Annotated in this window: 11 protein-coding genes; 6 read left to right on the top strand and 5 right to left on the bottom strand. The window is 70.9% G+C overall.

The features are described 5' to 3' along the window. Nucleotides 1–220: 220 nt before the first annotated feature. The 5 genes from tuf to ACIOWN_RS24150 all read right to left on the bottom strand — a co-directional run bounded on the left by tuf (nt 221) and on the right by ACIOWN_RS24150 (nt 5,469). Complete coding sequence (tuf, locus tag ACIOWN_RS24170; protein WP_362356919.1) at nt 221–1,414, bottom strand: elongation factor Tu; 1,194 nt, start codon at nt 1,412–1,414, stop codon at nt 221–223. Between the two features lie 173 nt (nt 1,415–1,587). Then, nucleotides 1,588–3,714 carry an elongation factor G gene (gene fusA, locus ACIOWN_RS24165; RefSeq protein WP_362356921.1) on the bottom strand — a complete coding sequence of 709 codons (2,127 nt, stop codon included), beginning with the start codon at nt 3,712–3,714 and terminating at the stop codon, nt 1,588–1,590. Between the two features lie 39 nt (nt 3,715–3,753). Then, nucleotides 3,754–4,224: a 30S ribosomal protein S7 gene (gene rpsG, locus ACIOWN_RS24160; RefSeq protein ID WP_003992340.1), complete on the bottom strand. Its 471-nt coding sequence runs from the start codon at nt 4,222–4,224 to the stop codon at nt 3,754–3,756. Between the two features lie 2 nt (nt 4,225–4,226). Next, nucleotides 4,227–4,598: a 30S ribosomal protein S12 gene (gene rpsL / locus ACIOWN_RS24155; RefSeq protein WP_003948652.1), complete on the bottom strand. Its 372-nt coding sequence runs from the start codon at nt 4,596–4,598 to the stop codon at nt 4,227–4,229. 331 nt (nt 4,599–4,929) lie between these two features. After that, nucleotides 4,930–5,469: a DUF1707 and DUF4190 domain-containing protein gene (locus ACIOWN_RS24150; protein WP_401983325.1), complete on the bottom strand. Its 540-nt coding sequence runs from the start codon at nt 5,467–5,469 to the stop codon at nt 4,930–4,932. A gap of 239 nt (nt 5,470–5,708) precedes the next feature. Between ACIOWN_RS24150 and ACIOWN_RS24145 the strand changes: the two genes are divergently transcribed. The 6 genes from ACIOWN_RS24145 (at nt 5,709) to ACIOWN_RS24120 (ending at nt 13,174) form a co-directional block, all read left to right on the top strand. Beyond that, complete coding sequence (locus ACIOWN_RS24145) at nt 5,709–6,434, top strand: Crp/Fnr family transcriptional regulator (protein WP_401983317.1); 726 nt, start codon at nt 5,709–5,711, stop codon at nt 6,432–6,434. 142 nt (nt 6,435–6,576) lie between these two features. After that, entirely contained in the window at nt 6,577–7,527 is a 951-nt protein-coding gene (locus tag ACIOWN_RS24140; protein ID WP_401983316.1) for a hypothetical protein, read from the top strand. Next, entirely contained in the window at nt 7,524–9,707 is a 2,184-nt protein-coding gene (locus tag ACIOWN_RS24135; protein WP_401983315.1) for a hypothetical protein, read from the top strand. Before ACIOWN_RS24140 ends, ACIOWN_RS24135 begins: the two co-directional genes overlap by 4 nt. Before the next feature lie 29 nt (nt 9,708–9,736). Beyond that, the gene (locus ACIOWN_RS24130) at nt 9,737–11,089 is read left to right on the top strand and encodes a PE-PGRS family protein (protein ID WP_401983314.1); all 1,353 of its coding nucleotides are present in this window, start codon (nt 9,737–9,739) and stop codon (nt 11,087–11,089) included. Then, a complete protein-coding gene (locus ACIOWN_RS24125) occupies nt 11,086–11,619 on the top strand; it encodes a Pycsar system effector family protein (RefSeq protein WP_401983313.1) in 534 nt (177 codons plus the stop codon). Before ACIOWN_RS24130 ends, ACIOWN_RS24125 begins: the two co-directional genes overlap by 4 nt. 28 nt (nt 11,620–11,647) lie before the next feature. Further along, nucleotides 11,648–13,174, top strand: a complete 1,527-nt coding sequence (locus tag ACIOWN_RS24120; protein ID WP_401983312.1) for a M48 family metalloprotease — start codon at nt 11,648–11,650, stop codon at nt 13,172–13,174. Nucleotides 13,175–13,221: the final 47 nt, after the last annotated feature.

Here is a 13,221-nt window from a genome sequence, read left to right as displayed (position 1 = left end):
AGTGGCATGACAAATGTTGGAGGAGGGGCCTGCGGTGAACCAGGGGTCGCGCACGCCGAATAGTTTCGTAACACCTGAACCCCGCCGCGCCGTTGTGCACCGGGGAGACGAACCCGCGAGCCGGTACGCGAAAGGGCCCGTACGACCGGAGTCGTACGGGCCCTTCCGATGCTCGCGATGGAGCTACCGGGTCGGGGGACCCTTCAGCAAGCCGGTGAGCTTACTTCAGGATCTTGGTGACCTGGCCGGCGCCCACGGTACGGCCACCCTCGCGGATGGCGAACTTCAGGCCCTCTTCCATGGCGATGGGCTGGATGAGCTCCACCTTCATCTCGGTGTTGTCACCCGGCATGACCATCTCGGTGCCCTCGGGGAGGGTCACCACGCCGGTCACGTCCGTCGTGCGGAAGTAGAACTGCGGACGGTAGTTGTTGAAGAACGGCGTGTGGCGGCCACCCTCGTCCTTGGAGAGGATGTAGGCCTGGGCCTCGAAGTCGGTGTGCGGCGTGACCGAACCCGGCTTGATGATGACCTGGCCGCGCTCGACATCCTCGCGCTTGATGCCACGGAGCAGCAGACCGACGTTCTCACCGGCCTGGCCCTCGTCGAGCAGCTTGCGGAACATCTCGATGCCGGTGACCGTGGTGGTGGTCTTCTCCGTCTTGATGCCGATGATGTCGACGGTCTCGTTGACCTTGAGGACACCACGCTCGATGCGGCCGGTGACGACCGTACCGCGACCGGTGATGGTGAAGACGTCCTCGATCGGCATCAGGAACGGCTTGTCGACGTCGCGCTCCGGCGCCGGGATCGCCTCGTCGACGGCGTTCATCAGGGAGAGGACGGAGTCCACCCACTGCTTCTCGCCCTCGAGGGCCTTCAGCGCGGAGACCTTGACGACGGGGACGTCGTCGCCCGGGAACTCGTACTCGGTGAGGAGCTCACGGACCTCGAGCTCGACGAGCTCCAGGATCTCCTCGTCGTCCACCATGTCGGCCTTGTTCAGGGCGACGACGATGTACGGCACGCCGACCTGGCGGGCCAGGAGCACGTGCTCCTTGGTCTGCGGCATCGGGCCGTCGGTCGCGGCGACCACCAGGATCGCGCCGTCCATCTGGGCGGCACCGGTGATCATGTTCTTGATGTAGTCCGCGTGACCGGGGCAGTCGACGTGGGCGTAGTGACGCGCCTCGGTCTGGTACTCGACGTGCGAGATGGAGATCGTGATACCACGCTGGCGCTCTTCGGGCGCCTTGTCGATGTTGTCGAACGGGGTGGCCTCGTTCAGCTCCGGGTACGCGTCGTGCAGCACCTTGGTAATGGCGGCCGTGAGGGTCGTCTTACCGTGGTCGATGTGACCGATGGTGCCGATGTTGACGTGCGGCTTAGTCCGCTCGAACTTCGCCTTCGCCACTGGGTTCCTCCTGTGGAGTGGTTCTGTACGCCTTACTCATCGGCGCCAGGTGATCTTTGCTGGATGGCCCGGAGCTCCGGGGCATTCCTCCGGGTGTGCGGCGAATGGCCGCGAATCCGTGGAATGCCCCGAGAGGCTCCGGAGTCAAGCCTAAAGGCTGGAACTCGGGTGAGTTACTCGCCCTTGGCCTTCGCGATGATCTCCTCGGCGACGTTCCGCGGAACCTCGGCGTAGGAGTCGAACTGCATCGAGTAGCTTGCGCGACCCGACGTCTTGCTGCGGAGGTCGCCGACGTAGCCGAACATCTCCGAGAGGGGCACGAGGCCCTTCACGACACGGGCACCCGCCCGCTCCTCCATGGCCTGGATCTGGCCACGGCGGGAGTTGATGTCGCCGATGACCTCACCCATGTAGTCCTCGGGCGTGGTGACCTCGACGGCCATCATCGGCTCGAGCAGCACGGGGCTGGCCTTGCGCGCGGCCTCCTTGAAGGCCTGCGAACCGGCGATCTTGAACGCGAGTTCGGAGGAGTCGACCTCGTGGTAGCCACCGTCGAGAAGCGTGACGCGGACGCCCGTCATCTCGTAGCCGGCCAGGATGCCGAACTGCATCGCTTCCTGGGCACCGGCGTCGACCGAGGGGATGTACTCCTTCGGAACGCGACCACCGGTGACCTTGTTCACGAACTCGTACGAGGCGTCGCCGCCCTCGATCGGCTCGATCGCGATCTGCACCTTGGCGAACTGGCCGGTACCACCAGTCTGCTTCTTGTGCGTGTAGTCGACCCGCTCGACCGCCTTGCGGATGGTCTCGCGGTAGGCGACCTGCGGCTTGCCGACGTTGGCCTCGACCTTGAACTCACGGCGCATGCGGTCGACCAGCACCTCGAGGTGCAGCTCGCCCATACCGCCGATGATGGTCTGGCCGGTCTCCTCGTCGGAGTGGACCTGGAAGGACGGGTCCTCCTCGGCCAGGCGCTGGATCGCGACGCCCAGCTTCTCCTGGTCGCCCTTCGACTTGGGCTCGATGGCGACCTGGATGACCGGCGCCGGGAAGTCCATGGACTCCAGGATGACCGGGGCCTTGTCGTCGGACAGCGTCTCACCGGTGGTGGTCTGCTTCAGACCCATGACGGCGACGATGTCACCGGCGCCCACCGACGGGATCTCCTCACGCTTGTTGGCGTGCATGCGGTAGATCTTGCCGATGCGCTCCTTCTTGCCCTTGACGGAGTTCAGCACGGCGGTGCCGGACTCCAGGCGGCCCGAGTAGACCCGGACGAAGGTGAGCTTGCCCAGGTGCGGGTCGCTCATGATCTTGAACGCGAGCGCGGCCAGCGGCTCGTCCTCGGACGGCTTGCGCTTGATGACCTCTTCCGCGTTGCCCACGGCGTGGCCCTCGATGGCCTCGACGTCGAGCGGCGTGGGGAGGTAGCGCACGACCGCGTCGAGCAGGGGCTGAACGCCCTTGTTCTTGAACGCGGTGCCACAGAACACCGGGGTGATCGTGGTCTCGGAGGCCTTGCCGGACGCGATGGTGATACGACGGATCGCGGCGTGCAGCTGCTCCTCGGTGGGCTCGTTGCCCTCCAGGTACAGCTCCATGATCTCTTCGTCGTTCTCCGCGACGGCCTCGATCAGCTTGCCGTGCCACTCCTCGGCGGCCTCGGTGTGCGTGGCCGGGATGTCGACGACGTCGTACATCTCGCCCTTGGCGGCCTCGGCGGACCACACGAGCGCCTTCATGCGGACCAGGTCCACAACGCCCTTGAAGTCGGCCTCGGCACCGATCGGCAGCTGCATGACCAGCGGCTGCGCGCCCAGGCGGTCCTTGATCATGTCGACGCAGCGGTGGAACTCGGCACCGGTGCGGTCGAGCTTGTTCACGAAGCAGATGCGGGGAACGCCGTAGCGGTCCGCCTGACGCCACACCGTCTCGGACTGGGGCTCGACACCGGCGACGCCGTCGAACACCGTCACGGCACCGTCGAGCACACGCAGGGAGCGCTCCACCTCGACGGTGAAGTCGACGTGACCCGGCGTGTCGATGATGTTGATCGTGTGGTCGACGTTGTCCAGCGGCCAGTGACAGGTGGTGGCAGCAGAGGTGATCGTGATGCCACGCTCCTGCTCCTGCTCCATCCAGTCCATCGTGGCGGAACCCTCGTGGGTCTCACCGATCTTGTAGGACACACCGGTGTAGAACAGGATCCGCTCGGTGGTGGTCGTCTTGCCCGCGTCGATGTGGGCCATGATCCCGATGTTGCGGACATGGGCCAGGTCAAGTGAAGTGGTAGCCATAAGGCTTCAGTCTTCTCTCGGTTCTCGATGGGGTAGCGACTACCAGCGGTAGTGCGCGAAGGCCTTGTTGGACTCGGCCATCTTGTGCGTGTCCTCGCGCTTCTTCACCGCGGCACCGAGGCCGTTGGAGGCGTCGAGGAGCTCGTTGAGCAGACGCTCGGTCATGGTCTTCTCGCGACGGGCGCGGGAGTAACCGACCAGCCAGCGCAGCGCCAGGGTGTTGGCACGACCGGGCTTGACCTCGATCGGAACCTGGTAGGTGGCGCCACCGACACGACGGGACTTGACCTCGAGGGTCGGCTTGATGTTCTCAAGCGCGCGCTTCAGCGTGATGATCGGGTCGTTGCCCGTCTTCTCACGCAGACCCTCCATGGCACCGTAGACGATGCGCTCGGCGGTGGAGCGCTTGCCGTTCAGCAGCACCTTGTTGATCAGCGAGGTCACCAGAGGAGAGCCGTAGACCGGGTCGATGATGACCGGGCGCTTCGGGGCGGGGCCCTTACGAGGCATTCTTACTTCTCCTTCTTGGCGCCGTAACGGCTGCGAGCCTGCTTGCGGTTCTTGACACCCTGGGTGTCGAGCGAACCGCGGATGATCTTGTAGCGAACACCCGGCAGGTCCTTCACACGGCCGCCGCGCACGAGCACGATGGAGTGCTCCTGCAGGTTGTGTCCCTCACCCGGAATGTAAGCCGTGACCTCGATGCCGCTGGTCAGACGCACACGCGCGACCTTACGGAGGGCCGAGTTCGGCTTCTTCGGAGTGGTCGTGAACACACGCGTGCAGACGCCACGACGCTGGGGCGAACCCTCGAGTGCGGGCGTCTTGTTCTTCTCGACCTTGTCCTGCCGGCCCTTGCGGACCAGCTGCTGGATCGTAGGCACTACTTCTCCGGTTTCTGTGTGCCGATGGGTACAGCTAACCTGGAACACCGCCGACCCACGCGGTCGGGAGTGTCGAATCCCGCTGACTCCCACCGCAAGGCAGAAAGAGGCGCAGATCACGGTGGCCGTCAACGACTCCCGGTGCGGTTTGAAGGCACGCACGAAAGCCAGGGCACACCCCAGGCACAAGGTCTGAGCGTACCTACCTCATTCGCTGTGGTCAAAACAAATGGGCCCCGCCCGCCGCGCCCCGTGCGGCTTGTCAAGTCCGGGACCCTCGGGCGATCTCCGAATTCACGGAATGTGATCTTCGAACAGCGGAATGCCCGCGTCATCCCGACCCCGCGATCCCGGCGATGACGAGCAGGGTCAGGACCACCGCCCAGCCCGCGACGGACAGCCAGCCCAGGACCAGCCCGGCCAGCGCGAGGCCGTCACCGCCCTCCCCGGTGCGGCGCATCTCCGCGCGGGCGGCGTGTCCCAGGACCACCGCCGGCAGGCCCGTCACACCGGCCGTCATCAGCGTGAGCACCCCGCAGACCAGGGAGCCGACGGCCTTGCCGTTGGTGGGCGGCGGCACCGGCAGGAACGTGGACGGCGCGATCGGGGCCACCCCGGAGGTGAGCGGCACCGGCCCCTGCGGCAGGTCCGCGACCAGCAGCGCCAGCTCCCCGACCGTACGCGCCTGGTACGCCCGTGCGATGCGCTGGTCGAGTTCCCGTTCGTCCAGGCGGCCCTCGCCGAATCCCGCCCTGAGCACGTCCACGGCCCGCTCGCGGTCGGCGTGGGAGGCCAGCATCGACGGGCTGCCCGCGCCCTGCCACGGCTGCGGGACCCCCTGTCCCCGCTGCCAGGGCTGCATCGGCTGCATCGGCTGCCATGACGGGTACGACGGCTGGTACGACACTGGGACCTCCCCCGGACCGCGCGTGTCCTTCCATCATGCGCCAAAGGGGGCCATCTCGTTACGGGACGGCGCGCCCGTTCGGGGACTGAACGAAGTCCTTCGGACATCCATGGCTGAATCGCGCCCTTCCATGCCACACCGCCGTGTGCTTTCAGTACGTTGATCCGTCCGCTGCGGGCGGAAAAAGGAATCGGGGGATGGGCATGGCGACGACATGGACGGCGACGAACTCGCCGGACGACGGGGGCCTGGACGACCGGGTGCCGTTCCTGGCGCGGCTGGAGACGGAGGAGCGGTCGGCACTGCTGTCGCTCGGCCACGAGCTGACGTTCAGTCCGCGCGTGGTGCTGCTCCACCAGAACGAGCCCTCCTCCTACGTCCTCTTCCTCGTGCACGGCTGGACGAAGGTCACCGCGTCGGCCGCCAACGGCTACGAGGCGCTGCTCGCGCTGCGCGGGCCGGGCGACGTCATCGGCGAGTCGGCAGCGCTGACCGGCCGGACCCGCTCGGCCACGGTGACCGCGCTGGAACAGGTGCGGGCCGTGGCCGTCCAGCGCGAGCGTTTCACGGAGTTCCTCGTCGGCTCTCCCGCCGTCTCCTTCGCGCTGCTCGCCCTGGCCTCCGACCGCACCCGCACCGCCGACCGACGCCGTCTGGAATTCGCGTCCATGACCGTCAAGGAGCGGTTCACGACCCTGCTGCTCGACCTCGCCCGCACCCACGGGCGCCGTACCGAAGAGGGCGTCGAGCTCTCGGTACCGCTGAGCAAACAGGAACTCGCGGGCTCGGTGGGCGCCTCACGCGAGGCGGTACAGCGGCTGCTGAAGGAGCTGCGGGAGCGGGACGTGGTCCGCACCGGCCGCCGGGCACTGGTGATCGTACGGCCGGACGTGCTGCGCAGGATCGCGCGGGCGCAGACACCGAAGTAGGGGCCGCGCGGGCCGGGGCGGCTTCTGTGCACACGGTCACAGTCCGAGTGGGTCATCGGTCCTCACGTCCCTCCGGTACCTCGCGCCACCCTTCTGACGTCGGCGCGACCCGAGCCGGTACGGCGATCACCGAGAGGCGACCATGAACGACCCCGTGGGCCGGACGATGCTCCTGCTCGACATCGAGAGGTACAGCGACCGCGACGACGTGGAGCAGGCGTATCTGCGACGCGTTCTCTACAACATCGCCGACCGGGCCCTCGAGCACGCCGGTATCGACGAGACGCGGCGCCTGCGGGCCGACCGGGGCGACTCCGTCATGGAGCTGATCGACGCGAGCGCCTCCGTGACGGCACTGCTGCGGGCCCTGCTCACCGAGGTGCCGGCCCAGTTGCACGGGTACAACCGGCTGGCGTCGAGTTCGGCCCAGATCCGGCTCAGGGGCGTGGTCGCCACCGGGTACGTGGCCGTCGACGAACACGACGGCTGGGTCGGCTCCGACCTGAACCACGCCTGCCGGCTGCTCGACGCGCCGCTGCTGCGCGCCGCCCTGCGGGAGCGGCCCGACGGTTTCGCGCTGTGCGTGTCGGAGGGCGTGCACACCGGGATCGTGCGCCACGACCACCACGGCATCCCGGCCGACGACTTCCACGCGGTGACCTTGACCAGCAAGAACGGACCGCTGCGTGCCTGGCTCCACGGGCCCGTACCGCGCGGCGCCGCAGACCACGGTGACACGGGGGCGGGGGCGACCCCGGTGCCGGGAACGTCGGGGGACGTCCCAGGCCCGGGGTCGCCCCCCGAGAACCCGCCCACCCAGCCGCAACCACCTGAGAGCTCGCCCACACCCGAGACACCGGCACCCGACGCGCCCTCGGCCGAGACACCCGCCTTCAGCCCATCCGCAGCCGCGGCGCCCGCGCCGGGGGTGGCGGGCGCGCAGCCTGCCGGCGGCGGTGCCGTGTTCAACTTCGGCAGCGGCTCGCCGCGCTTCGGCGGAAGTCTCGTGGCCGGTGACCAGCACGGAGTGTCGGGTGGGCAGGTCACCGGGGACGTGCGCCTCGGGGGGACGACGGCGGGTGATGAGTCGTGACGGCCGCACCGGCAGTCGAGCCCGCCTCCGGCGACGGTTCGTCCGGCGCCGCTCCGCCCCGGCAGTCCCCGCCCAGCCCGTCCCCGCCCGGACGGCCGGCGTCCGTTGACGACCCGCTGTCCGACGCCGGCATGGAGCCGGAGGCGGAGGGCACCCAGGAGGCCCGGGCCGCCCAGCGGGAGCTGTTCGCGCACACCCCGGGCTTCTTCCTCGGCGACGAGAGCCGCTTCGGCGGGAGCCTGGTCGGCGGTGCCCAACACGGCGTGTCCGGCGGGCAGGTCACCGGGGACGTCTACCTGGGCGGCCGGACCGAGATCCACCTCGGCACCCCGGGCGCCGCCCCCGACGCCTTCGGCGAGATACCCCGCGCGCGGATCGAGGAGCTCGCGACCGTCTTCGCCGAAGGCCCCGGCTTCACCACCGCGCTGAAACGGTTGCGCGAAGAGCGGGTGCTGGTCCTGCGCGGCGCCCACGCCACCGGCCGCCACGCCGCCGCCCTGATGCTGCTGCACCGCCTGGGCGTCCCGGCCGTCCACGCGCTGAGCCCCGAGACCACGCCCGCCGCCCTGAGCGGCCGACTCACCCAGCCCGGCGGCTACGTCCTGCGCGACCTGCCCCTCAGCCGCAACCGGCCGCTGCGCGACACCCACCTGTTCGCGGTCCGGGACCAGCTCGTCAAAGCCGACGGCCACCTCGTCATCACCGTCGAGAACTCGCCCCACCTGCCCGGCGTCACCCCCTGCGCGTGGACGCCGCCGCCCGCCGAGGACGTCGTACGGGCCCTGCTGGACCGGCGCAGGCCCGCTGACACCGACGCCCTGCTCGCGCTCCCGCCGGTGGTCGAGTTCCTCACCGGCGCCGACCGCCATCCGGCCGAGGCCGCCGCGTTCGCCGAGGCACTGGCGGCGTACGACGGCAGTCCGCGGGCGCTCGCACGGCTGGCGGACTTCGGACGGGCCGCCGTGGACAAGCAGTGCCGGGACTGGCTCGGCGATCCGGAGACCGGCCTGCGCGACAAGGCCTTCCTCATCGCCCTGGCCGTCTTCGACCAAGCGCCGTACGTCCTCGCCGCCGAGCTCGCCGACAAGCTGTTCGTGCAGTTCGAACGCTTGCAGCACCCCGACCGGCCGCCGACCATCCCGGTGTTCGGACCGGCAGCCGAGGACCGCCTCGCCCTCGCCAGGGCAGACGGGGAGGTGCGGCAGGAGCAGACCGAGTGGGGCCCGGTTACGCAGTTCATGGCCGCCTTCCGCGACGAGCGCACCGCCCAGGTACTGCTCACCGAGGTGTGGACCAGCCACCCCTCGGCCCGCCCGGCCCTGGTCGAATGGCTGCGGCAGCTCGCCCGCGACGGCCGCCCCCTGGTCCGCACCCGCGCCGCCGCGGCCGCCGCGCTGCTCGCCGCCGCCGATCTGCCCTCCACGACGGCGCTGCTCGTCGACGGCTGGGCCACCGCGCGTTCCGTCGGCCCGCGCGTCACCGCCGCCAACACCCTCACGCTGGCCCAGCTCCTCGGCCAGCCGGTCGTTCTGCGGCTGCTCACCCAGTGGTGCAACGACGGCCAGTGGGGGCGGCGGTGGACCGCCATCCGCGCCCTCGGTCTGCTCGCTCCGCTCCGCCCCGACCTGGCCGGGCCGGCCCTCGACGCACTGGCCTCCCGGGCCCGGGTCGACGCCAGCGGCCAGGCCGAGCGGGACAACCTCACCGAGTCCGCCGCCCTGCTGCTGTCCGCCGGCCACCGCCGGGGCGAGGTGCTCGCCGAGTTCGTACGGCTGCTGTACCGGGACACCCCCGCGGTCCGTGGCCTCGCGCTGGCCGCCTTCGTCCTCGCCTGCGACAACAAGGAGGACGGCGCGCTCGTCGGCTGGTACGCCGAGAGCGGCATGTACCAGGCGGACGCGGCCCGCGACCTCGCCACCCTGTGGCGCACGGCCCTCAACGACCCAGCCCAGACCCGCGACGCGCTGAACGCCCTGCAGACCTGGGTGCACGTTGCAGCCCGCCGCACCGACGCGGCGCGCGCCCTGGAGCTGCTGCTGCCCGCGCTGGTCGTCACCGGGGAGGACCGCAAACGACTCGACCACGAACTGCGCATCATGCGCGCCGAGGACGGCAGCCCGCACCCGCCGTTGGCCGAGCACCTGCTCACGGTGCTGCGTCCGACGCCTGCCCCGCACTGAAGGACCACAGCAAGAAGAGGAGCTGAACCATGGCGGACTTCCGCCGGCCGCCGGAGTGGACGCAGAACGCCGACCGGCACACCGCGCTCGTCGACCCGGTGCTCACCGTGCGTCCCATCTCGCGGTTCGACTACACCGCCCGCCGGCAGGTCGGCGCGATCGACCACGCCCTGGTCTTCGTCACCGCGAGCGGCTCGTACGACGTCTTCCTGCCGCCGCGTCGCCCGAGCCGCGCCGAGGCGGCGACCCGCCGCTACACCTCCGTCTACGAGGTGGACATGGGCAGCCACCCCGTCCGTCTGGAACTCGAACTGCCCAGCGACGACGACGCGTTCTCCTTCGGAGCGACCGCCGACCTCACCTGGCGGGTGGCGGACCCGGTCGCCTTCGTGGCGAGCGGCGAACGGGACGTGCCGACCCGGCTCACCCGCGAACTCCAGCAGGCGGCACGCCCGGTCACCCGGCGCTTCCCCATCGAGGACAGCCCCGCCGCCGAACTGGCCGTGCAGCGGGCCGTCGAGGAGGAAACGTCCTTCGCCGCGGGCACCGGTCTGAACGTGTCGTGCGTGGTGCGGCTGCGGCTGGACGACGAAGCCATCGCCCACCGCCGGCGCAAGCGCACCCTGCGGTACGAGTCCGACATGCTCGACCCCGAGCACGAGTACCGGATGCGGCAGGCGCAGCTACAGCACCAACTGGAGGTCCTGCGCGAGCAGCAGTCCCAGGAACTCGTCGCGCAGAAGATCGCCTTCTACCAATACTGGCTCCAGCACGGCGGCGTCGGCGCCTGGGCACTGCACCTGGCGGCCCACCCCGAGGACACCCGGATGGTCGTCGGCACCCTGCAGAAGGACCAGCTCGGCGCCATCCGCAAGGAGCTCGAACTGATCGCCGGGGACACCCTGGAGGACTACCAGAAGGCCGAGTCGGCGCGCACCGTCCTGAGTTCCGTCGACGACCTCATGCGCGAGCAGGCCGCGCCGCCCCAGGCCCTGCCCCCGGGCGCGCCCCCGCCACAGCCGTACGGGACACCGCAGCCCTACGTCCCGGGCCCACCGCCCACCCAACCACCGTCACCGTACGGCGCGCCCGGGACCACCGCGGCACCGTACGGCGCGCCCGGGACCACCGCGGCACCGTACGGCGCGCCCGGTACCACTCCGGCGCCTTACGGGCAGCCGCCGTCGGGACAGCCCACGCCCGGCCCGCCGGCGTACGGGCAGCCGCCCTACGGCCAGGCGTTCCCCGCCTCCGCGACGCCTCCCCCGCCGCCGGCGCCGCCCGTTCCTCCGCTGACGCTCGTCTCCGACGGGCCCGCGCCGGCCGTACCGCCCGCGCCCGGCACCGCCCAGGAAGAGCCCCGCGAGGTGGGATCGGCATGAGCTCCCCCGACACCACGGCGCCCCCGGCCGCCCCCGCCGTCTCGGCCGACCACGCGGCACAAAGGCTGCTCGCCGAGCTGCGCGACGAGATCGCGCGGGCCGACACCAAGGCCTCGGTCCTGGTGGCGGCGCTGGGCATGACGGCAGGAGTGTTCACCGGGCTGGTCGCGGGCAAGGACTGGTCGCCGAGCAGCCTCTCCGGTCCGGGGACCGCCCTGTGGTGGGCGGGGACGGCGGCGCTGGCCCTGTCGCTGGTCGCGCTGGTGCTCGCAGTGCTGCCCCGCTTCCGCTCCGGGTCGTGGGCGCAGGGGCGGCCCCTGTGCTACTTCGGCGACATCCAGCAGGCGGTACGGGAAGGCCGGCTGGCCGAGGCGCTCGCCGACACCGAGCGGGACCCGGCCGCCGCCGTGCTGGCCGCGCTCAGCGACAGGAGCCGGATCGCCACGTCCAAGCACCGCTGGATCCGCACCGGACTGATCTCCTTCTGCGTCGGCGCCCTGCTCCTGCCCACCGCCACGCTCGTCGGCTGACCTCCCCCTACTCGAAGGAGCCCCGCTCATGTCCCGGCCGCCGGACCCCGCCCTACCACCGCAGTACCCCGAGCCGTCCTCACCCGAGGCCGCGGTGCCGCCGCCCGCCTACCCAGCGCCGGCCACCACCCCGCCGCCGTATCCGGGCGAGCCCCCATACCCCGCGGCCGCGCCGCAGTACCCGGGCGAGCCCCCATACCCCGCAGCCGCGCCGCAGTACCCGGGCGAGCCCCCATACCCCGCAGCCGCGCCGCAGTACCCGACCGCCCCTCCGGTCCGGCCCGCCGCACCCCCGGTGTACCCGACTGCCACACCCCCGGTGTACCCAGCCGCCGCCCCCACGGTCCATGCGAGCGCCGCCGCACCCCCGTACCCGGGCGCACCCCCGGCGTACCCGGCCGGCCCGCCGACGCCCCCGCACCAGCCGCCTCCCACCGGACATCCGCCCCAGCACCCGGGCCACGGCCCCACCCCGGGCTCGGCCCACCTGGGGCAGATCCCCGCCCAACCACCGCCGTACCCCGCCCCCGGCCATCCCCCGCCGCCCCCGCAGACCGCCGCGGTACCGCCCCAGCAGTGGTACGTCCCCGAACCCGCCCCCGACGACCTCGACTACCGGCACCGCGGCGCTCGCCTGCACGTGGCCGAGCACCAGCGTGGGACCGACGCGACGGCAGTCGGGCGGCTCGCGGTGCAGTTGCCGGGGGCCCTGGTGAGCCTGGCGCTGGTCAGTTCCCTCGCCCTGGGCATGTTCGGGAACGTCGTGGGAACGCTGGCGATCCTGGCCTGGGTCGCCTCCGGCCTGCTCGTCTTCCACCGGCCGACCGAGCGGGCGTTCGCCCGGCACGTGCTCAAGCTCCGCCCGCCCACGCCGGAGGAACGGGCCCGCCTGGAGCCGATCTGGAACGAGGTGACCGCCCGAGCGGGCATCGAACCGGGCACGTACGAACTGATGGTGGAGAACAGCGGCGAGCTGAACGCGGTGGCGGTGGCCGGTCATGTCGTCGGCATCACGACCTACTCCCTCGCCCGGATCCCGACCAGCAACTTGGCCGCCGTACTCGCGCACGAGCTGGGTCACCACACCGGCGGTCACGCCTGGGCCGGTCTGCTCGGCTATTGGTACTCCCTGCCCGGCCGGATCGCCTGGGCGGTGACCCGGGGACTGGCCCGGCTCGCGATCGCGGTCGCCAGCGTCTTCTCCATCGCGGCGACCGGGTTCCTGATCCTCTTCATGGCGATGGCGGTGGCCGCCGCGTTCCTCACCGCCTGGTTCATCGCGATCCCACTGGTGCTCGCCCCCTACCTGCTGGCCTACGCGGGCCGGCGCGGCGAGCTGCGTGCGGACCAGCAGGCCGCCGAGCTGGGCTTCGCCCGGCAACTGGCCGAGGTCCTCCACCACTTCCAGGCCGAGGAGGCGGCGGCGAAGGCGGCCCTGGTCGCTCGGGGTCAGAAGCTCAAGGAGCCCGGCACCCTGGCCCGGCTCCTGTCCAGCCACCCGGACCACCACACCCGGCTGTGCGCCCTGCAGCCCTATCTGGGCCTGCGTCGCTGACGCCGGGACACGCCGAAGGGCGGCCACCCCGCAGTGGGAGTGGCCGC

Source organism: Streptomyces sp. NPDC087787, from assembly GCF_044743035.1.
Classification (GTDB): domain Bacteria; phylum Actinomycetota; class Actinomycetes; order Streptomycetales; family Streptomycetaceae; genus Streptomyces.
Note: the sequence above shows the minus strand (reverse complement) of the source record. Positions and strands in the feature narration are given on the sequence as shown.

Excerpts from the sequence above, each read along its gene's own strand:
- fusA (WP_362356921.1), bottom strand. The coding sequence starts at position 3,714 with ATGGCTACCACTTCACTTGACCTGGCCCATGTCCGCAACATCGGGATC.
- rpsG (WP_003992340.1), bottom strand. The coding sequence starts at position 4,224 with ATGCCTCGTAAGGGCCCCGCCCCGAAGCGCCCGGTCATCATCGACCCG.
- ACIOWN_RS24150 (WP_401983325.1), bottom strand. The coding sequence starts at position 5,469 with ATGCAGCCGATGCAGCCCTGGCAGCGGGGACAGGGGGTCCCGCAGCCG.
- ACIOWN_RS24145 (WP_401983317.1), top strand. The coding sequence starts at position 5,709 with ATGGCGACGACATGGACGGCGACGAACTCGCCGGACGACGGGGGCCTG.
- ACIOWN_RS24140 (WP_401983316.1), top strand. The coding sequence starts at position 6,577 with ATGAACGACCCCGTGGGCCGGACGATGCTCCTGCTCGACATCGAGAGG.
- ACIOWN_RS24130 (WP_401983314.1), top strand. The coding sequence starts at position 9,737 with ATGGCGGACTTCCGCCGGCCGCCGGAGTGGACGCAGAACGCCGACCGG.
- ACIOWN_RS24125 (WP_401983313.1), top strand. The coding sequence starts at position 11,086 with ATGAGCTCCCCCGACACCACGGCGCCCCCGGCCGCCCCCGCCGTCTCG.
- ACIOWN_RS24120 (WP_401983312.1), top strand. The coding sequence starts at position 11,648 with ATGTCCCGGCCGCCGGACCCCGCCCTACCACCGCAGTACCCCGAGCCG.